Annotated in this window: 21 protein-coding genes and 1 pseudogene; 4 read left to right on the top strand and 18 right to left on the bottom strand. The window is 40.9% G+C overall.

Annotated elements, in window-relative coordinates:
• Positions 1–313 precede the first annotated feature (313 nt).
• The 7 genes from DXD92_RS17040 to DXD92_RS17070 all read right to left on the bottom strand — a co-directional run bounded on the left by DXD92_RS17040 (position 314) and on the right by DXD92_RS17070 (position 6,863).
• On the bottom strand, positions 314–1,831 hold the full coding sequence (locus DXD92_RS17040; RefSeq protein WP_118594511.1) for an McrC family protein: 1,518 nt from the start codon (positions 1,829–1,831) through the stop codon (positions 314–316).
• Positions 1,828–3,372, bottom strand: a complete 1,545-nt coding sequence (locus DXD92_RS17045) for an McrB family protein (RefSeq protein WP_118594512.1) — start codon at positions 3,370–3,372, stop codon at positions 1,828–1,830. Before DXD92_RS17045 ends, DXD92_RS17040 begins: the two co-directional genes overlap by 4 nt.
• 264 nt (positions 3,373–3,636) lie before the next feature.
• Positions 3,637–4,521, bottom strand: a complete 885-nt coding sequence (locus DXD92_RS17050) for a hypothetical protein (RefSeq protein ID WP_118594513.1) — start codon at positions 4,519–4,521, stop codon at positions 3,637–3,639.
• Between the two features lie 21 nt (positions 4,522–4,542).
• Positions 4,543–4,788, bottom strand: coding sequence for a hypothetical protein (locus DXD92_RS17055; protein ID WP_118641129.1), 246 nt, complete (start codon positions 4,786–4,788; stop codon positions 4,543–4,545).
• A 195-nt stretch (positions 4,789–4,983) separates the two neighbouring features.
• On the bottom strand, positions 4,984–6,318 hold the full coding sequence (locus tag DXD92_RS17060) for a hypothetical protein (protein WP_147398225.1): 1,335 nt from the start codon (positions 6,316–6,318) through the stop codon (positions 4,984–4,986).
• A gap of 37 nt (positions 6,319–6,355) precedes the next feature.
• Positions 6,356–6,637, bottom strand: a complete 282-nt coding sequence (locus DXD92_RS17065; RefSeq protein ID WP_118594516.1) for a hypothetical protein — start codon at positions 6,635–6,637, stop codon at positions 6,356–6,358.
• 13 nt (positions 6,638–6,650) lie between these two features.
• Positions 6,651–6,863, bottom strand: a complete 213-nt coding sequence (locus tag DXD92_RS17070; RefSeq protein ID WP_118594517.1) for a hypothetical protein — start codon at positions 6,861–6,863, stop codon at positions 6,651–6,653.
• A gap of 437 nt (positions 6,864–7,300) precedes the next feature.
• On the opposite strand from DXD92_RS17070, the gene DXD92_RS17075 reads away from it, so the two are divergent.
• Positions 7,301–8,974: an AAA family ATPase gene (locus DXD92_RS17075; RefSeq protein ID WP_118594518.1), complete on the top strand. Its 1,674-nt coding sequence runs from the start codon at positions 7,301–7,303 to the stop codon at positions 8,972–8,974.
• A gap of 193 nt (positions 8,975–9,167) precedes the next feature.
• Here the strand turns inward: DXD92_RS17075 and DXD92_RS17080 are convergent, their stop codons facing one another.
• The 10 genes and pseudogenes from DXD92_RS17080 to DXD92_RS17115 all read right to left on the bottom strand — a co-directional run.
• Entirely contained in the window at positions 9,168–9,614 is a 447-nt protein-coding gene (locus DXD92_RS17080) for a DUF3021 family protein (RefSeq protein WP_118594519.1), read from the bottom strand.
• Between the two features lie 13 nt (positions 9,615–9,627).
• Positions 9,628–10,065 (bottom strand): LytTR family DNA-binding domain-containing protein, encoded by a 438-nt coding sequence (locus DXD92_RS17085; RefSeq protein ID WP_118594520.1) that lies wholly within the window; start codon positions 10,063–10,065, stop codon positions 9,628–9,630.
• A 58-nt stretch (positions 10,066–10,123) separates the two neighbouring features.
• Positions 10,124–10,525 (bottom strand): aldehyde dehydrogenase family protein, encoded by a 402-nt coding sequence (locus DXD92_RS19755; RefSeq protein ID WP_330416856.1) that lies wholly within the window; start codon positions 10,523–10,525, stop codon positions 10,124–10,126.
• Between the two features lie 17 nt (positions 10,526–10,542).
• A complete protein-coding gene (locus DXD92_RS19760; RefSeq protein ID WP_330416858.1) occupies positions 10,543–10,962 on the bottom strand; it encodes an aldehyde dehydrogenase family protein in 420 nt (139 codons plus the stop codon).
• Positions 10,963–10,964: 2 nt separating this feature from the next.
• On the bottom strand, positions 10,965–11,201 hold the full coding sequence (locus DXD92_RS19765) for a hypothetical protein (RefSeq protein ID WP_330416859.1): 237 nt from the start codon (positions 11,199–11,201) through the stop codon (positions 10,965–10,967).
• Between the two features lie 90 nt (positions 11,202–11,291).
• A complete protein-coding gene (locus tag DXD92_RS19770; protein WP_117802413.1) occupies positions 11,292–11,423 on the bottom strand; it encodes a LytTR family DNA-binding domain-containing protein in 132 nt (43 codons plus the stop codon).
• Between the two features lie 204 nt (positions 11,424–11,627).
• Positions 11,628–12,527, bottom strand: coding sequence for an ABC transporter permease (locus tag DXD92_RS17100; RefSeq protein WP_117761570.1), 900 nt, complete (start codon positions 12,525–12,527; stop codon positions 11,628–11,630).
• A complete protein-coding gene (locus DXD92_RS17105) occupies positions 12,524–13,438 on the bottom strand; it encodes an ABC transporter ATP-binding protein (RefSeq protein ID WP_117761571.1) in 915 nt (304 codons plus the stop codon). The genes DXD92_RS17100 and DXD92_RS17105 overlap by 4 nt, the downstream gene beginning before the upstream one ends.
• Positions 13,438–13,641, bottom strand: a complete 204-nt coding sequence (locus DXD92_RS17110; RefSeq protein ID WP_147326118.1) for a hypothetical protein — start codon at positions 13,639–13,641, stop codon at positions 13,438–13,440. The genes DXD92_RS17105 and DXD92_RS17110 overlap by 1 nt, the downstream gene beginning before the upstream one ends.
• 319 nt (positions 13,642–13,960) lie before the next feature.
• Positions 13,961–14,158: pseudogene (locus DXD92_RS17115) on the bottom strand (cell filamentation protein Fic); the annotation flags it as partial.
• Between the two features lie 144 nt (positions 14,159–14,302).
• Here DXD92_RS17115 and DXD92_RS17120 point away from each other — a divergent pair.
• The 3 genes from DXD92_RS17120 to DXD92_RS17130 are packed head-to-tail and all read left to right on the top strand — an operon-like array spanning position 14,303 to position 16,304.
• A complete protein-coding gene (locus DXD92_RS17120) occupies positions 14,303–14,443 on the top strand; it encodes a CD1871A family CXXC motif-containing protein (RefSeq protein ID WP_020435933.1) in 141 nt (46 codons plus the stop codon).
• Entirely contained in the window at positions 14,436–15,326 is an 891-nt protein-coding gene (locus DXD92_RS17125; RefSeq protein WP_118594521.1) for a 4Fe-4S binding protein, read from the top strand. The genes DXD92_RS17120 and DXD92_RS17125 overlap by 8 nt, the downstream gene beginning before the upstream one ends.
• Positions 15,327–15,356: 30 nt before the next feature.
• A complete protein-coding gene (locus tag DXD92_RS17130; RefSeq protein WP_118594522.1) occupies positions 15,357–16,304 on the top strand; it encodes a TlpA disulfide reductase family protein in 948 nt (315 codons plus the stop codon).
• 184 nt (positions 16,305–16,488) lie between these two features.
• On the opposite strand, the gene DXD92_RS17135 is transcribed toward DXD92_RS17130, so the two are convergent.
• Positions 16,489–19,317 carry a transporter substrate-binding domain-containing protein gene (locus DXD92_RS17135; protein WP_199696583.1) on the bottom strand — a complete coding sequence of 943 codons (2,829 nt, stop codon included), beginning with the start codon at positions 19,315–19,317 and terminating at the stop codon, positions 16,489–16,491.
• Positions 19,318–19,341 lie beyond the last annotated feature (24 nt).

Here is a 19,341-nt window from a genome sequence, read left to right on the forward strand (position 1 = left end):
ATGGGATATTTTTTAGGGCAACACAATCCGTCGAATTATTTTGCACTTACAAAGAAAACACCGATCTGCCGGAGATTCCGGATGAAAAACAGATCGATGATTTCATGGCCAGTGTGCATGAACGGATTGTGCGGGGAGAGATGTGACCGGGCCGGGGGCTTTGCCCCCCCCCGGAACCCGGCCACTTGATTTTCTTCTTATGATTTTTCTATGTTTTTTATGCAACATTTTTAGCTTATCATTGCTTACTGCACAATGCTGCTTTCTTCAATCCATTCTTGAATCCTTGAAGCACTTTCGTTAAGATAGTAGGCTATTTTTTAACTTCCATTCCATTTGTGTTCATGAATACAGCCATATCTTTTATTTTTTTCATTTCTTGGTTCCGCAATTCTTCATGAGTTTCTATTTTTTTCAGAATCTCACCGCAAAGAGCATCTTCTCTTTTTTCCATTTCCTCTGCGAATTCTTTACTACTTCCTTGAATTCCATTAATCTGTAACGAAAAAAGAGTCACGATTGCCTCTTTATCGGACTCACCAAAAATAGAATACTCTTTCATTTTTCCATCATCTCGTACTTTAGTTTGTGGACAAAAGATCCCGCCAAACTTGCATTCTGCCCTATACATATAAGACATAATCTGAAAACAGTCTTCTCTTTCCGGTTTATCTGATTTATTTGAAGCAACGTTTTCCCATTCGTTTTTATATTTTGCGTCAATGATCAAGAGTGGTCTGTTTTTATCGGAAATGACCTTTTTATCGGAAATGACCAAATCAGGCTGTAGCTCTATACTTTGACCATTACAGAAAAATGTTCCAAATGATTTTTTTCCCTCTATTTGATATTTGTTTTCTATTTTCTCCTTTACAATTTGAACCAAATATCTTTCCCATATATAATTCATGTTAATTAATATACCATTGACATTCGTCCCATCGTCCTCTGGCGCAATTCCCATATACTTTAAAATCAAAATTGCCGTTTTCCGGACACTTTCCCAATCCGAATATACCGCATGCGTGATTTTTTTTCGTTCCTTCTGAACCAGTTTTCGCGCTTCCTGACGCGACACAGGCTGCATGATATTTTTTAACTGTGAGATAAAATCTTTCACCGGTGTGTATTTTTTTTCCAATTCACGCATAAGGCCCGGCTGTCTTTTTTGCAATGATGTGTATGCCGTAAGAATCATACGATTCATATCATTATCAGCAGTATATTCTCGACTGGAATAGGCAATATTTCCGTTAAATATCGGATTGAGACGAATATGGCGTGCAACATCGATTCTTCCTTTTAATTTCGAATCGTTGTTTTCATACGTTCGATATCTGCGATAGATTCCTTTTCTATAAGCCCTTGCAATTTGTATTGCGAAAATAATTGCAAGAATCAAATCCAGAATCTCCCCTCTTCCCACCGAAGGCTCTACCTTCTGAAGAATATTTGCCTTCAAACCCAGTGCTTTATTTAACATATACTTGGAAAATTCACATGACTCATTTACGTCAAAACGGCTTCTTATAAAAACCTCTTCTTTCGTTCCATCGGAGGTTATCTGCAGCAGTCCAATATATTGTTGCGTCCAATATTCTCCCTTATTGCCCTGGGTCACAATCTTAAAAGGTTCTCCAGCCGCACAGTCGTTTTCATCAAGTACAAGAATATCACTTTGTGAAACTCCATCTATTAGCTTCGCAAATCTGTCTACTCTCTCCTCGGAATCTCCTGTTTCTTTATATATACTTTGCAGCAAACTACTTTCTTTATTAATTTCTTCTGATATGCACTCTTCCAATTTTGAGTAATCTTTTAAGTAAATCATTCCTTTTCCTCTGACGGAGTATTATTCTGAGCATTCTTTTGCACCTTTTCCCACTCCTTAAACGCCTCCAAATTGCACTCATTCACAAACTTCTCTTCATTTCCTTCTCCGCGTACATACTCGTAAAGAAGAGATTCTAATCTAAGATTCCAGACTTGTTGGATCAATTCATCGGCATTTTTGCAATTATTTATCCCAGGAACATTAGCAAACTGTCCTTGGCTGATATCATAATGCCTATTCAGTCCCTGATGATCTTCTATTTTTTTATTTACAAAACTAATATACTCAGCAATTTTCGAAAATTCAGCGTCTTTGTCTTTGCAGTTACTAAAAGCTTCTTCTGGTAACATATCCTGAATAATCTTTTTGAGATTTTCCGTAGCTTTTTCTACCTCTATCTCTTTCCATATAAATCTACGTCGCAACGCAAAATCCATACTTTCGACTGAACGGTCGATGTCATTCATAGTTCCTATCACAATAACATTCTCTGGAATATAAAATCCATCTTTAAACACATCTTTTTTTTCTTTTGAATAGTAACTTCCATTTTCTGGATCATAAGTACGAAGATTTGCATACTGTGTCTGAACAGAATTTTGTGGACCACGTTTATCTGACTCAAGGCAAAACATCAACTCACCAAATACTTTTGACAAATCGGCTCGATTGATTTCATCCACAATAAAGAAATATTTATCTTGGTTTTTATCCGATTCATTTCTTTCTACAACTTTACGGCAGAATTTTTTGAAAATGCCATCAAGTTTCCGAAATTCAACTTTTCCATGTGCATCCTCCACTGGCCGAAGCCCCTCAACAAAGTCTGTGTAATCATAGGATGGATGAAATTGAACTAATTGATAATCTGAGTTTGAATCATCTTTTTTCTGATCATCTGAATTTGGATCATTTTCTTTCAAATGCTTTTTATTATTTTTTGCAAACTTTTTGGCAACTTCTTTTGCCAGTCTGGTTTTTCCTGTTCCTGGGGCACCGGTTAAAATTATTTGTGTTGCACCATTTTCTACTAAATTATATAAATCCCCGAAATCATTCTGTTTATTATCCATTTTTAATATATCCTTTCCCGGTATATTTTCTATTATTTCTCTTAAGCGCTTTGTAAAGTCCTCTTTATCAAGCTGTCTTTCTTTACCTACTTTAGCATACATTTGAGAAGGTTGTTTAACGTCATCACCCAAGTTCTGAAACCACTTTTTTTCTTCAAGAATCCATCTGTCTTTCTCAGCATCCTTAGTGTCTGTATTAATCGTGTTGTAAATAATTACATAATCGCAATCGAATTCTCCTCCTTTTAACTTCAAAAGGTTTCCTTTTGATATACCATTATTGCTCAAAACTTTAAACCTTTGTCTCTCAATTTTAAAATTATAAGCGCGCAAATTCGTTTTCCAGTCCTCATCCTCAATGTTAATCTTATTAACATCAAATATCTCCTTCAATTGATTTTCTGCAGCTGATTTACTCATTTTGGTTCCTTTCATGATTTTATCTAGATACTGTTCTTTTTTCATGATATCGTAATTTCATTATTTAACAACGTTACCCTTTGGCACACGCTGAATGTGTAAGCATATTCCACTCACTACCGCTCATTATACCATGTATTTTTGTTACTGTACATATTTCAGCATATGTTTTTATGCAAAAAGCTTATATTTTTTAACTGTTTTTCGCTTTTTATACATATTTTGCACAAAAAGATTGTCCCAATTTTCCGTCTTCTTTTTCTACAGTATCAGACCTGCACCTGGCTTCAACCGTTTTTCTTTTCACTTCTATCCGCAAATCACCCGCACCGCCTCACTCACTTTCCTGTCCTCCACCGTCTCATACAGTTTCATCACTTCCATTTTCTGATCCCGATCCAGCCCCTTCTTTTTTGATATGTATATTTTGCACTGCAGTTCCCCTTCCTCATCCCACGCTTTTTCATTTCTCGGACATCCATTCAAATAGTCCCATTTTTCTTCATAAAACTTCCGCAACACTGCAAACGCCGTATTCCAGTCCATCGTTTCCTCTTTCTGCGTATCCAAAGCTGTCCTATTTTTACTGTTTCTCTGCTTTCCTTCCAGATTTTCTTTCTTCTCTTCCTTTTCTTCCCTCTCCCACTGTCTTCTCACAGCGTTTTCTCTTCCATAAAACCCAAAAACTCCGACAACTTTCGCCAGTACTTCGTTTTCCCAAAACAACAAAAAACTGCCCAGATAAACCAGCACTTCCGGAAGGAACAAAAGAACATGTCTCACAGCTTCCTCCCAGCGTGCTGTTTGATACTTTTGCACCAGCTGTCCTTCCATTTCTGTTTCTTCTATCGCTTCTGCTTCTTCCGTCAGTTCTGTTTTATCGCGCAGTCTTTCCCCATATCCGTTTCTTTTACTGTCCAGTTCTTCCTGTCCGAACCAGCTGTTCCGCGTCCCCCTGAACCGATTTTTCATGGTTCGACTTTCCATAATTCGACTCTCTATAAATCGCTTTTCCAATTCCGGTTTTCTCTTTACCGGCTGAAATGTTAATGGCTGTCTTCCCATAAAACTGCACACACCATGCCGGCAGAACCGCCCTTCTCCTTTATCCTGGCCTTTCAGTACAATTTCCAGCCATTCCTCTGCCAGAAATTCTTTTGATCTTTCCGTCTTTTTTACATCTGTCTTTTTCATCGTCACCTTTCCATCCTTTCCTCAAACATCCATTTCCAGAATCACCCGAATAGCCTCACATACCTTTAGTTCCATGTCTTCTTCCAGCAGCCACTGCAGAATCATTTTCTCCTGGTGATCCAGCTTATATCTTTTTTGAATGATTTTTTCCAGCTGCAATTTTGTAAATGCTACATCTAAATCGTAATCAATCCAGTTATCATCGTACATACCGTAAATATTCTGATAATAGTTATTATAAATTTCATATGATTCTTCTAATGTCATGTTTGTCCTCTTCTCTCTTCCATTTCATTTTGCTTTTCTTTAAAACGCATTTACCCCGGAAGAGAAATTTCTTTTCTTCCGGGGTAAATGCGTTCTTCCTATACCTCAAGCGGGGCATGCAGACTGCGGAAATGATTTTTCAAACACGCTCCAGCGTCCACTACAGAATTCTTTTTCTCTGTCCCTGTTGTTTTTTCAAAAATTCTCAAACAGCCCATCAATTAATCTGCTGTTCTCTACGCGATTGGCTAATTTTTCAAGTTCTTCTGTTACTTCTCCGCCCAGTTCCTGGTAGAATTCAAGCAATCTTTCCTGGCGTTCCTCGCATCCTGGCACTTTTTCCCATTCACGCGCCATTTTTTTGGAAAACAGACCGTTTACGTTATAAGTTTTCTGTATCTCCTGTTCTCCGTAATACTTCAGATCAATTTCTCTTTCTGCCGGCTTTGCCAGTTCCGCGCGCATCTGGCCGATAATAAAGTCCATGGAAAATGCAGGACTCTCCCATTCCAAAAAAGCACGGTACATTTCCACATCGGTATCGACGTCTCTTGGAAATCCCGGTGCTGACATGTATGGTGTCCGTATGTCTCTCAGATTGAAAAACAGAGTTGCATACCAGTTCAGATGCTCGAAATGTGTCTCTAACAGATAACGCAGCAGCGGCACATTTCCGGCTTTCATCACCTGATCCGGCTCTGCAAATTCGATTAATCCTGTGTAGTGTTCCAGCATGTATTCTGTCAGCTCTTTCCCCGCACCGGCAACTGCCTGACCCAGTGCCTCTTTTTCTCCGTACGCCAGGCTTGCGCCATCGATATCATAATGGTCGATGCAGTAATCCAGCATCTCCGGACTGCCGGACAGAATCGCCGCTGTGAGAATACCCGGGATATAAAAATCTCCGACAATCGTTTCCCGGCGAATGCTGTAATAGGTTTTTCTGGCTCCCGGAATACGATCCCATTCACAGGTGTATTCCCAGTACTCCATATTTTCTTCCGTCATTTCCTCGTCTTTTGCTTCAAACATCTGCAGCAGGGAAACGTTTCCGCTCATCACAGCCGCCAGATAATTGGGCGCATCGGTCCAGCACAGTTCTTCATGAAGATACATCTTTCGGAACGCAACGACACCGTATTTATCCATGCTGATAAATTTCTTTGCAATTTTCTCCAGATGGGACGACTCCTGTACCTGAAGAAGTCCGTCAATCGTTGTGGCAGATTCGAGTGCCCACAGGCAGACATCTTCCCTGCCGCAGCCTCTTCCATACCAGTAAGTATAGGCGGCCAGCGGAATGGCATTTCGGTTATACTGGTCTGGTTTCAGTTGATTTTCATCAAAGAATCTCTTGATTTCTTCCAGTTCTGCGTCCTGATCCAGGAGTTCCCGGATCTTTTTCGTATCCCAGACTGTTTTTCCGATATCATTTAAGGCTGTGGATTTTTTCAGGTGTACTTTCTGCAGTTCTTTCTCAAAAATCTCTCTTTCTACTGGGTTCATTGCATTTAAGACTGTCTCTTTCATTCGTTTTTCCTTCCATAATAATCTCTTTTTTCTCTTGTTAATTTCCTGTTCTTTTTGTTTCATCTCCATAAAGAAGCGCCTCTCCCAATGCTTCGATTTTGCCCCTGCAGACTACCGGGTTTTCCAGTTTGTAATGGTCGAAACCATATTCCAGCATTCCCATATCCCCTGAGAGAATGAGTGCGGTGAGTACATTTGGAATACAGAATTTTTTCGAAACGTTTTCCCGGCCTATCGTATAGCAAGGCAGCTTTCTGCTCCTACAAGGGGCAAATTCTTCCTTCCAGCCAAGGTCTTCTTCTTCATCCTCTTCTTCCATTTGTCTTTCCTTTTCAAATGCCTGCAATAGTGCAATATTGCCACTTAAAATAGCAACCAGCGTATTCGGTGCATCCGTCCAGAAGTTCGCGGATTCCTTTTGTATTCCAGACCGCTTTTCCTGCATCCCGGAAAGAGTGCGTCTGTTTTGTGTACACTTTCTGCAATTCTGCTTCCAGGATTTTTCTTTCCTTCGGATTCATTTTGTTTAAAACAGCTTCCTTCATCTTATATCTCCCCTTCCAATCTTCAGCGCAAGGCTGCTTTCCTTCGCTGTTTGCTGTTTTTTTCGTCAGGTATCCTTAAAACAAGGGTACCACACTCCTTACCTTTTCGCATTCATCCGTCAGATGAAAACGGATATTTTTCATTCATCTGTCAGATGAATTTTCTCGTTAATGTTCACTCAGTACCTGAACACTTGCTGTTCAGGTACGTAAGAATGTGATTCAGGTGTGAACAGCCCTCCTTTTGCGAAGCAAAACTCTAAATGAGGGCTGCTTACGTTACTGTTCGCAGGACACCTGTGAACAGTAACATTTTCTCCCTTGTAATCAAATGCCCTTTATGATAAGGTTAAGATATCTTTAGATTTGACTTTTATTCGTAGCTATGTCTGTAAATCATGCAGACACTTCCATTTAGAAAGGAGCAAATACCCCCGATGGGAATCTATCTAAACAGCAGCAGTGCTTTTGGATTATTTCGCAGAGATTGTCTATCAACCTATTTCATAGATAAATCTTCTATCTTAAAAGAACTTGTTCCACTCGTTGAATCAGATGATTATGATCCGGAAAAAACCGTTTTGAATTCTCAAAACAGTCAAAAATATGTGGCGATTACCAGACCGCGCAGGTTTGGAAAAACCGTCATGGCCAATATGATTGCTTCCTACTTTGGCAGAGGAATTGACAGCAGTAAAATTTTTGATCGATTAGCTGTCTCTCAGTATCCCTGGTATCAAAAGCACTTAAACCAGCATAATGTGATTCATATCATGTTCAATGAGATTCCTGCTGAAATCACCGATTATAACCATTATATAAACCGCATAAAAAAAACGCTGCTTCTGGATCTGCAAAAAGCTTACCCAGATGCTGCGATTGAAAAAGAGGACTCGGTATGGGATGCGTTGACCAGAATTTACGAATATTGTAACCAGGAACAATTTATTTTTATATTAGATGAGTGGGATTACATTTATCATCAGCCTTATATGACCGATGCAGATAAGACTGCCTATACCAAATTTCTGAGCAATCTTCTGAAAGATAAAGCTTATGTAGAAATGGCCTATATGACCGGTATTTTGCCAATTGCAAAATATTCCAGCGGTTCTGAACTGAACATGTTTTTTGAATATTCTATGGCAACCCGCGCAAAATTCAGCGAATATTTTGGGTTCACGGACGATGAAGTCAATCTGTTATATCAAAGATATTTGCAAATAGAAAAAAATCCTTCCGTTACGCGGGAAGGATTGGAATTATGGTACGATGGCTATCAGACCGCAGGCGGAAAAAAACTCTATAACCCACGCTCTGTCGTAGGGGCTTTAAGTGACAATCAATTGGGAAATTACTGGACAAGTTCTGGTCCGTACGATGAAATTTTCTATTATATCGGCGCAAATGTAGATGCTGTAAAAGATGATATTGCTCTTATGGTCGCCGACATTCCCGTTCCTGCCAAAATTCAGGAATATGCGGCAACGTCTATGGAACTGAAAACAAAAGATGAAATTTTTTCTGCCATGGTAGTCTATGGATTTTTAAATTATTCCAAGGGTTATATATCCATACCAAACAAAGAGTTGATGGACAAATTTGCCGAAGTAATTCAAAGAGAACCATCCCTTGGAAATGTTTACAAGCTTGCGAAAGAATCCGGCCGAATGCTTGCAGCTACAAAAGCCGGCGATACGAAAACAATGGCCGAACTGCTGGAATACGCACACAACACCCACAGCCCGCTGACACTGTATAACAATGAAGCGGAACTGGCTTCTATCATTCGCTGGGTATATTTGAAGGCTTTAGATTTTTATCGTATTGAACGGGAAGATAAAGCCGGTATCGGTTATGTTGATTTTATTTTCTATCCATTTCAAAAAAATGATGATGCCATTATCATAGAATTAAAAGTTAACCACTCTGCTGATGAAGCCATCCAGCAAATCAAAGACCGGCAGTATGCATTACGTTTTGAAGGAAAATTTGGCGAAAAAGCGGAATATACCGGTCGTATTCTCGCGGTGGGTATTGCTTACCATAAAGACGATATCAAAAAACTTCATGAATGTAAGGTGGAGGTTCTTCGTGAGAAAATTGTCTGATGCAGTTTTTCTGTCTATGATATTTATAAATTTTTTCTCATCCTTGATTTTTTAAGAGCAGGCGGAAATTCGCCTGCTCTTTTACACGCAATTTTATTCTTACCGTCATAGAAATTCTTACTTGCAAGTTTTCTCAGAGCTTGTTGGGGTACGCTCTAAGTTCTTTTCAAATTTCATGCAACTCTATCGTAGTTTACAATTTTTCTTTCCGCTTTCTCATCTCTTTTAGTTTCTGGTTCATGCTTTCCGCCACCATATGGTCATTTACATATACGATCAGATTCACCGTAACATAAACTCCAATAATCAAAACCTCCATCAGCACGACCATTTTAGCTTTGCTGAAGTAAAACCATCCGAATGCTCTGCCAAGTCCCAGGACAGCACAATTAGCATAGATAAAATAGATGATCTGCCGTGCAATCATGCCCTGTTTGGATACTTCTTTTCCTTCCTCATCCGGGTACATCAGAATCGGGATGGAGCATACAGCGGAAACCAGAAGAATCTGCCAGAGAATCATGACACTGATCTGGGCATCCAGACCGCACATCACAGTAATATAGATCGCGGATGCAAGCAGAACGCACACGGTAATTTTCGAAAAAATATTTGCAAGAATTTTTATTTTATTCATCATTGTTTTCGCCTCCCTACAATCCCAGTCGTTCTTTCAGAACCGGCACATACTGCCGGGAAATAATCACTTTTTCCTCATTTTCGAGTAACGCTTCAAATCTGCCGCCAAAAGCAGGCGACAAATGCCGGATTTTGTCCAGATTTAGAATCATGGATTTGGAGGCCCGCATAAATGGAAAAGACACCAGCTGTTCTTCTAACTGATACAGTTTTTCTTTAACTTCATAAACATTCTTTTGTCCATAGGCAAAGACCTTATTGTCCGTTGCCTCAAAATAGAAAATATCCGGAAGTGCCAGAAGAGTAATTCCTTTTGCATCGTATCCCGTAATTTTTCGATCCCCGTTTTTCAGTTTGCAGATCAGATGGTTGATGTCCTCCGTCAGCACACGGCATTTGATGATGATTTCTTCCTCTTCGTCCGGAGATGGATTGATGATCGTTATCTTCACATTGGTTCCCTCTTTTCTTTTCCCTATCCTCTTTTATATCGGATTTTCTTGGAGATGTCTATCCCTTGTATGGTATGCTGTATAAAAATTTTCGAATCAGTTTCAACTTTTTTGCTGTATACGGCTGATAGCGGATCGGAAAATCCATCCATGTCTTTTTATCCACGATGCTGCGCTTATGTGTGAATTCCGCAAATCCGGCCTCACCGTGATAGCCGCCCATACCGCTTTCTCCTACACCGCCAAACGGCATCTCACTGGTAGCAAGATGAATCAGTGTGTCGTTGATGCAGCCACCGCCAAACCGGCACCTCTCCAGAACCGTTTTCTTCACCTTTTTGTTTTCCGTAAAGCAGTACAGGGCAAGCGGTTTGGGGCGTTGATTGATCCAGGAGAGTGCATCCTCAAGTTTTTCATACGTCAATACTGGCAGGATGGGACCAAAAATCTCCTCCTGCATGACCGCATCTTCCCATTCTACGTGATCCAACACAATAGGTTCGATCCGCAGTTGATAAACTTTCCAAAGACAATGCGTCTTGCCGCAAGCCGGATCTTACTGCTTTTTTCTACAATGCATGGGCTTTTTCCGCCAAGTTCCAGTGTCACGGGCGTCAGATGTCTTGCAGCACTTTCCATGACCTGCTTTCCGACCGCTACACTTCCTGTGAAAAAAATCTTATCAAATTTTTCCTGTAAAAGTGCCTGATTTTCCTCCCGTCCGCCTAAAACAACGGCAACATATTCTGGTGGAAAACATTCTTCTAACAGATCTTTCAGGACATTTGCACTGGCCGGTGCATAAGCACTTGGCTTTACCACCGCAGTATTTCCTGCCGCAATGGCATCTACCAGCGGTTCTAACGTCAGCAGAACAGGGTAATTCCACGGGCTCATAATCAGCACATTGCCATAAGGAGAAGGGCTTTGATAACTTTTCGCAGCGAACTGCGCCAGCGGTGTTCTGACATGTTTTTGTCTGCAAAGCGCCCTAAGTGCTGCTTCATCCAGCGGATTTCCCCCTGCACCAGTCCAATCTCACACATCATCTCCGTCTTGCTCTTTCCAAGATCCGTATGCAGCGCTTTGCAGAGGATCTGCTCCTGTTTTTGCAAGGCCATTTCCAATCTGCTCAAAGCCTCCATCCGCACATACAAACGCCCATTTAATGCGGTACGAACCGAAACAATACGATCCGCATTTACAATCGTTGTCTTTGATGCACGCTACATACATTTTCTTGTTATTTTCTCTTCCAGCTGATACAGTCTGCTTTTAATTTCATAAAACTTATTTGACGTATAAGCAAACACCTTGTTTTGCACTGCCTCGAAATATAAAATATCTTCTGTTCTTATGGAAACACATTATTTCTTTTCTGTGTATCCCCGGATAGATTCCCCTTTGCTTCTTACATACTCTTTTATTTCTGCAAATTCTTTCGTAAAATTTACATATTCGAGTATAACGCCCCTTTTTCCGGGTCATCGATCTCTCTTTCTGTAATATTCATAACTGTCTCTTTTCTCATTTTTTATTCATTCTATAGTCGAAGGATATATTTACTTCCCATCTTTCTCCGGAAGAGCTGTCATGCACAAAAAAATAATTCCAAATACCACAACACATCCAACCATAAGCATCACCATCTGATTTACACTTACTACAGACCCCTGGAACTTCGGGTTACAATCCAGTGTATCACGAATCGCAGTAATCATTTCTTCTGGCAGCTGATTGTTCTCCATCTCTTCGAAGATTCCACGGAGCATATGATTTTTCAACAGAGAAGTTCCGTAGGTACTTGGCAGATACGACAGTACTTTCTGCAGGCCGCTGCCGAAATTTGAAATCGGCATGTAAGCTCCGCATAAAAATCCATACCCGGCACTTACGATCGTTCCCACTGCGGATAACTGACCCTGGGTTGTCAGTGGAAAACTGACGATGCTTGACAACGTGCTTCCAAAGAGTACCAGTAAAATTTCATCGAGAAGAACCCAGAATACATCTACAGCGCTCATATACCAGCCCATTTTGTACATATAGCCAAGGCATAATACAAGCGCAAGCCCATTCACCAGCAGGGAATTGACTACAGTAGATAAAAAATACCCAAGATAAAGCTGTGCTTTGCTGATTGGCGATACATTAAAATCTTTCCTTGTTCCGTTTGCCCGGTCCTGTACCATCGTAAGATTCACGCAGAATGTCACAGTCACACAGCTGACTGCCAGAAGAGCCGCGGCAAGCTGTGCGGCCACCGTTCCATCGATCAGTTTGTCTGAGATTGTAATCATGTCCGGGATCGCGGACACAAAGGAATCTCTGTATACGTTTGCCAGAAATGTAGCATACAGCAAAATCAGAATTCCCGGAGTAATTAAAGCCGAAAAAAACATTCCTCTGTCTTTAAAAAACAATTTTCTGTTTCGACTTATAAGTGCAAATACTGCCTTCATCTGTGCTCACCTCCCAATGTTTTTCCGGTTACAGCAAGAAATACATCATCCATTCTGCCCTTTACCACTTCATAATCACGGAATATTTCCTGATGTTCCACGATCAGCCGGGTAGCCTCTGCGGTATTTTTTACTTTTAACTGATAGCCATCCCGGATCTTTTTATACTCTCTGCCCAGTGTTTTGATTTCTTCTTCTGTCACACCATAAACAGACATAGTGTCCTGCACATACTCATTTTTCAGCTCAAAAGGAGTTCCTTCTGCCACGATGCTTCCTTTATCCAGAATCACCACATAACCGGCATTTGCAGCTTCTTCCATGTAGTGCGTAGTCAGAAAAACTGTCAGCTTTTCTTCCACTCGAAGTTTTTCAATGATATCCCAGATCAAAAGCCGCGTCTGTGGGTCAAGTCCTGTCGTTGGTTCATCTAAAATCAGAAGTTCGGGCCGATGCAGCAAGGCTCTTGCAATATCAATTCTTCTTCTCTGTCCGCCGGACAGTTTTCCGACCGGCCGGTTCAGATAATCTCCGAAATCAAAAATCTCCACCAGTTCCCGCAATCTTTTTTCAAACGCTTTTCCTGTTATTCCATAAAGCGCTGCTCTGTTTTTCAGATTTTCCCTGACGGTAAGTGGCTTGTCCAGCACACTGTCCTGAAATACCACGCCAAGCATTGTTCCAACTTTCCTTCCGATCTTATCCAGATCTGTGCCCTGGATCTGAACCGTTCCGCTGTCTTTGTGAAGCTGCCCGCAGATGATCGAAATCGTTGTGCTCTTCCCTGCCCCGTTTACACCAAGGAATGCAAAGAGCTCTCCTTTTTTCACCTGAAAACTCAGATCATTGACTGCTTTTACATCACCAAAGCTTTTCTTTAAATGAGTGATTTTAATCATATCTGTTTCCATTACGCCTGCCCTCTCCTTTGATTTCTTTGCTGTTCCACATAAAAAATATCAGACAATTTCAATTGATACAAAACGTGATTTTTATATCCACATACCGATGTTTGTCCAAATACAGCTTCCCGAACATTCTGCACCCAGGATGCTTCCCTGTTGTGGCAATATACCATAACATGTTCTTCCTGCTTTGGATCAATCTGTTCCACCTCACATTTCATCCATCTCACCCCCAGTTATTCCTATTTCTTTTATATATGATTTTACAGCATTCGTCCAGTCTGCATGATGTGAAATGCAGAAATTCGCGGGTAAGATGCCAATTTCTGTTGTCTGCTCGTCTGGCGCATAGGAATTCATAAAAATAAGTGGAAAGCCATGTCAATGGACATGCAACTTTCCACTTATTCATTTTCATAAATTTTTTAATCACTTGAAACTCCACGTCATGAATTCCCGCTTATCTTAATACTTCATCTTTGATCTGTTGTCCTTCCATCTTTTCAACATTCCTCTTCTCAAAATGAGTTATGAATACGAAATCCTAAAATAGTCTAAATATTCCTTATACCGATCCTGCGCTGTCAGACAGGTATCCATCAGATAACCTTTTTCATTGTTCCATTCTTTCAGACCACGATAATAAAACATCTTCAGATCCTCTTCGATCATGAACGGAACGATATTGTACTTCAGGCATTCCTTGAACATAAGCAATCGGCCTACACATAATTTCTTCTCATCTTCAACAACTAATACTCTCAATTTATTTTTCTCCATTTTCTTAACAGGAATTTTACACCCTCTATTGTACAATGCAAACATCGAAAGGTCAATAAACGGACTTTGAACATTGAAAGGAGTATTTTAATGAAATCTGAAAAAGCAACACAGATTCTTTTACTTGCAGCCGGTCTGGTGTTTTTCCTTGTCGGGATCTTCCGCGGAGAAGCAGCGGTTGTTCTTAGCAAGGCAATAAAATTATGTATGGAGTGTGTAGGAATTGGATAAGAAAATGAAATCAAACAAAAACTTTCTGGCCCGCTTCCGCGGATGGATTCAGGCAGCTGCTACACTGCTGACCAACATTCACATCCCGAATCTGTTTAAAGGGAAAATTTATCAGGGAAATGTAAAAACGATGTGCGTCCCGGGACTAAACTGTTACTCTTGTCCTGCCGCCACAGGTGCCTGTCCGATTGGAGCTTTTCAAGCCGTGGTCGGTTCTTCAAAATTCAAATTTACCTACTACATCACCGGATTTTTCATCCTGTTAGGTGTTCTGTTAGGGCGGTTTATCTGTGGATTTCTCTGTCCGTTTGGATGGTTCCAGGATCTGCTGCATAAGATTCCGGGCAAGAAACTTTCCACCGCAAAACTGAAGCCTCTGCGGTATCTGAAATATGTGATTCTGGTCGTCTTTGTTATACTACTTCCGGCATTTGTAACCAATTCACTTGGTATGGGAGATCCTTTCTTCTGCAAATACATTTGCCCACAGGGCGTACTTGAAGGCGCAATTCCACTGTCACTTGCCAACTCAGGAATCCGTGCCGCACTCGGACATTTATTTACATTTAAGTTCACAGTCCTTGCGCTTTTCATCATCCTGAGCATCTTGTTTTACCGTCCATTTTGTAAATGGATCTGCCCGCTGGGTGCTGTTTACTCACTGTTTAACAAGGTATCTTTTCTTAAGATTCAGGTTGATCATGAGAAATGTGTTGGCTGCCAGAAATGTAGTCGTGTCTGTAAGATGGATGTCAATGTAGTAGACACACCAAACCATCCGGAGTGTATCCGATGCGGAGAATGTATGAAAGCCTGCCCGACTGATGCAATCTGCTATCATTACGGATTTTCAACTAAGAAACAGGCTGAAAATAAAAACTAATAAAACGTAATTTAAAGGAGATTTAAAATCATGAAAAACAAAACACTTAGAACAAACTCAATGAAATTAAAAAAGGTAATTGCTGCATCCCTTGCCATTTCTGTACTTTTTGCGTTTACAGGCTGCGGAAATTCCTCCTCAACAGACAATACAAACACAAAACAGGAATCTTCTTCCACAACAGAAACGGGCAGCGCAGACGAGCTGAACAAAAAACGGGATGACCTTTACCAGCAGGAAAACCAGCTTTTTGCTGATCACAAAGATGCATGGGACAAAGCCTTTGGTCTTATGAACAAGAACGCTGCCGGTGATGCCATGAGCGAAAACTATGCTGATACCCTCGCAAGCACAGTGGAATCTAACAAAGACTCTTTCTCTAAAGAAGAATATGAAACTCTGTGCAAAGACATCGAGACAATCCGCGGAATTGAAGAAGAAATTGCCAAGCTTGAGAAAGAGATTGCTGCATCCGATTCCTCTGACAGCTCTTCCTCTAAATCAGACGAATCCACAGCTGTATTCAAAGGTTTCAAAGGAAAAGATCTGGATGGAAACGATGTAGATGACAGTCTTTTCGCTAAAAATAAAGTTACAGTTGTAAATTTCTGGTTCAGTGGATGCAAGCCATGTGTCGGAGAGCTCTCTAAGCTGAATGAATTAAATGAGAAACTCAAAGAAATGGGTGGCGAAGTTGTTGGTATCAACATGGATACTTTAGACAACAATGAAGCCGGAATCAAAGAGGCAAAAGAAATCCTGAAAGCTCAGGGCGCTTCCTACAAGAACCTGACTTTCGATTCTAATTCAACAGTTGGAAACTATGCTGGAAAAGGAAACATCATGGCATTTCCTACAACCGTTCTTGTAGATAAAGACGGAAATATCGTTGGGGAACCTTTCATGGGTGGCATTGACGATCAGTCAAACTACGATCAGCTGATGAAGCAGATTCAGTCCGTACTGGACCAGAAATAATTTACATAAATATCCTAGTTAGGGGGCAGTTACTGTTTGCAGTAACTGCCCCCTAACATCATTAATAATGAAGGCATCCCAGGACAGCTTCATAGTTTCCTCCAATAGCTTCATAGCACTCTCGCATTGTCATATTTTGGTCCTCCTGTCAATTGTATTCCACTAATTCATGAACCTCTGCTAATCAATGATATACATACCTTATAATCGTTTTTATAACTTCATCAATCACAATCGGCTTTGACAAATGTGCGTTCATTCCTGCATCCAGTGATGCCTGAACATCTTCTGCAAATGAATTAGCTGTCATTGCTATAATAGGAATGTTTTTTCCATCCGGTCTGTCATTCATTGCCCTGATTGCTTTTACCGCTTCATAACCATTCATTTCAGGCATCATGATATCCATCAGGATTACATCAAATGTGCCTTTCGGATGATTTCTGAAAATCTCAACAGCATTCTTTCCATCCACAGCTCTTTCTACATTCATCCCGAACTCTTCCAACTGCACGGCAGCAATCTCTGCATTCAGTTCATTATCCTCTGCAAGAAGGACATTCACACCTGTAAGATTCACCTTTTCAGAAATACCTGTGTCTGACTTATTACATTCCTTATCTGTAATTTCCAAAGGAATATCCACGGCAAATGTGGTTCCCTCATGCTTTTTACTCTGCACGGAAATGGTTCCCCCCATCATATCTACATACTTCTTTACGATAGCCATCCCCAGTCCAACTCCATGGTACTGCGTTCTCACACCGGAATCTTCCTGTGCAAATTCCTCAAAAACTTCTTTTGTAAATTCCTCACTCATGCCAATACCAGTATCCGAAATGCGGTAACGCATATTTATATATCCATCCCCGCCCTTTTCCTGACACCGGGCTTCAAATGTAATCGTCCCTCCATCCGGAGTGAATTTCACGGCATTGCTCAGAATATTGACCAGCACATCACGCAGGCGTGCAGGATCCGCAAGTACATTTGGAATCTTTGCATCTTCACGCTGAATCTTAAAGTTGATATCCCTGTTCGTAAGAAAGCCTTTTATAATATCCAATGCAGAATCTGTAATGTTTTTCACATCCGCCGGTACCGGATTGTATTTCACTTTTCCACTTTCGATGCGGGTCAGATCTAATACATCATTGATCAGCGACAGTAAATGCTCTGAGCTTTCGTCAATCTTTTCCAGACAATTTTTCACTTCGTCTGACGGATTGTTTTTCATTGCAATACCGGTAAATCCTATGATTGCATTCATCGGTGTCCTCATATCATGGGACATATGTGACAGAAATGCTGTTTTTGCCTTGTTTGCAGCCTGTGCATGCTCTGCCAGTTCCGCCATTTCCTCAGCTTTCTCCTGGGCCGCCTTCTGAGCTTTTTTTCTTGCACTGAGACGCACCATTGTCCCAGCCATAGCAGTCAGCAGCCATCCAAAAATAAGAAGAACCCAAACAGTAACAACAGGATGCAGACGTATCCAGTCAACAAGTGTAAGCTCTGTTGCTTTGTATGTGGTATACTGTGCTGCAAGATCTTCAACAAGATTTTGGGGCATGGCATACATTGCTTTCGTCAGAATACCAGCCAGCGCATGGTTCTCAGTTGATGAAATTACCATGCGGTAGGTGAATGTAGGCTGTTCCAGCAGAGTATATGTCATGGTGCCCGTAGTGTCACTGTTCACAAACGCCTGTGCCATGTAATAGTAGACGAAGGCAGCATCTGCTTTACCCTCACGGACAGCTTCCATCATTTCCTGTCGGGTACTGCACATCAGTTTTTCTGCACCGGGTGCCATTGCATCTTCAATTGACTTTGATGCTGTCTGGTCAACAGTAGTAACAACATTAATTTTTCCATCAAAGTCACGCCGTGTCACCCTTGCCAGCTGCATCGTAATGAAAGGTGCAGTAATCCCCCATTTTTTCGTCTCAGCATAGTTATCTGTTTCCAGGCGTGCATCGATACTCATATCTGTGGTTTCCGTATTTTTCTGATAAGCAATATACTCATCTCTGGTGGCAGGTGTAAGAAACTCATAGGAAATCCCGGCATAGTCTGCAATTTTCCGGAAGTAATCCGGGATAATACCCTTCATCTCACCATTTTCATTATAAGAATATGGATAACGGGTCGGATCACACAGAACATGAAGCGGGTTGTCCTTGGAATACTGTGAAATAATACTTTTTTCTTTCTCCGTATATTCCAGATTCTTAGTTTCGATGCTTTCATAATTTTTATTATAAAGTGTCGTTTTCCAGTCACCCTCAACTGCATTCATCTGGCCGATTGCATAATTGATCTCATTCAGCAATTCTGTATTACCTTTTTTAACCATGACATAGAAATCGCTGCTGTCAAATTTATCCACGATACGCTCATTGTTTGTTTTTCTCATAGAAGTGGCAGCAATAGCATCAACATTTCCGCTCTGAAGAGCTTCCTCCATCTCTTCTGTCGTATCAAAATAAAATGGATCATATGTAAATCCTTTATTGCCTGCAAAATCCGCAAACTCTTTATCTCGTGAGCTTCCGTTCAAAAGTGCCACACGCATACCGTTGTAAGTACTGTAATTGCCATCCACAATCGTGCTGTTGTCACTGCGGACGGTCAGAATCCCATTATTGGTTCCGATCGGACGTGAAAAATCAAACTTTTCTTCTCTTTCCGGTGTTTTGCGGGGAGATGTTACCATATCAATCTCGCCATCTTCAAGCATCTGCTGCATATCATCCCAGCTCTTATCATATCCGACATATTCGTAATCTACATCCCAATAACGGGCCATCAGCCGAAGAAAATCATAGCCATACCCACTGCGGTTGCCTTCTTCATCCATCACATGATAACCATCCATGGCAAAGAAACCGACTTTGACAGTTTCATGCTGCGAACTGTCCTCGGCTGCATATGCAGTCTGGGGAGAAAATATCATACACACGCATACAAAAGCCAGTAATACTGCCACATATTTCTTTGCTCTCGAAATCATATTAAATCTCCTGTCTGTCTGTCT

The organism is Blautia sp. TM10-2 (assembly GCF_003480845.1).
Lineage (GTDB): Bacteria > Bacillota > Clostridia > Lachnospirales > Lachnospiraceae > Fusicatenibacter > Fusicatenibacter saccharivorans.

What these genes read in the sequence shown, in the direction of transcription:
- DXD92_RS17105 (WP_117761571.1), bottom strand. Translation starts at nt 13,438, where the DNA reads ATGGAAACAGATATGATTAAAATCACTCATTTAAAGAAAAGCTTTGGT.
- DXD92_RS17040 (WP_118594511.1), bottom strand. Translation starts at nt 1,831, where the DNA reads ATGATTTACTTAAAAGATTACTCAAAATTGGAAGAGTGCATATCAGAA.
- DXD92_RS17100 (WP_117761570.1), bottom strand. Translation starts at nt 12,527, where the DNA reads ATGAAGGCAGTATTTGCACTTATAAGTCGAAACAGAAAATTGTTTTTT.
- DXD92_RS17065 (WP_118594516.1), bottom strand. Translation starts at nt 6,637, where the DNA reads ATGGAAGAAGAGGATGAAGAAGAAGACCTTGGCTGGAAGGAAGAATTT.
- DXD92_RS17130 (WP_118594522.1), top strand. Translation starts at nt 15,357, where the DNA reads ATGAAAAACAAAACACTTAGAACAAACTCAATGAAATTAAAAAAGGTA.
- DXD92_RS17050 (WP_118594513.1), bottom strand. Translation starts at nt 4,521, where the DNA reads ATGAAAAAGACAGATGTAAAAAAGACGGAAAGATCAAAAGAATTTCTG.
- DXD92_RS19755 (WP_330416856.1), bottom strand. Translation starts at nt 10,525, where the DNA reads ATGCAGGAGGAGATTTTTGGTCCCATCCTGCCAGTATTGACGTATGAA.
- DXD92_RS17075 (WP_118594518.1), top strand. Translation starts at nt 7,301, where the DNA reads ATGGGAATCTATCTAAACAGCAGCAGTGCTTTTGGATTATTTCGCAGA.
- DXD92_RS17135 (WP_199696583.1), bottom strand. Translation starts at nt 19,317, where the DNA reads ATGATTTCGAGAGCAAAGAAATATGTGGCAGTATTACTGGCTTTTGTA.
- DXD92_RS17045 (WP_118594512.1), bottom strand. Translation starts at nt 3,372, where the DNA reads ATGAAAAAAGAACAGTATCTAGATAAAATCATGAAAGGAACCAAAATG.
- DXD92_RS17055 (WP_118641129.1), bottom strand. Translation starts at nt 4,788, where the DNA reads ATGACATTAGAAGAATCATATGAAATTTATAATAACTATTATCAGAAT.
- DXD92_RS17120 (WP_020435933.1), top strand. Translation starts at nt 14,303, where the DNA reads ATGAAATCTGAAAAAGCAACACAGATTCTTTTACTTGCAGCCGGTCTG.
- DXD92_RS17070 (WP_118594517.1), bottom strand. Translation starts at nt 6,863, where the DNA reads ATGAAGGAAGCTGTTTTAAACAAAATGAATCCGAAGGAAAGAAAAATC.
- DXD92_RS17080 (WP_118594519.1), bottom strand. Translation starts at nt 9,614, where the DNA reads ATGATGAATAAAATAAAAATTCTTGCAAATATTTTTTCGAAAATTACC.
- DXD92_RS17060 (WP_147398225.1), bottom strand. Translation starts at nt 6,318, where the DNA reads ATGAAAGAGACAGTCTTAAATGCAATGAACCCAGTAGAAAGAGAGATT.
- DXD92_RS19760 (WP_330416858.1), bottom strand. Translation starts at nt 10,962, where the DNA reads ATGAGCCCGTGGAATTACCCTGTTCTGCTGACGTTAGAACCGCTGGTA.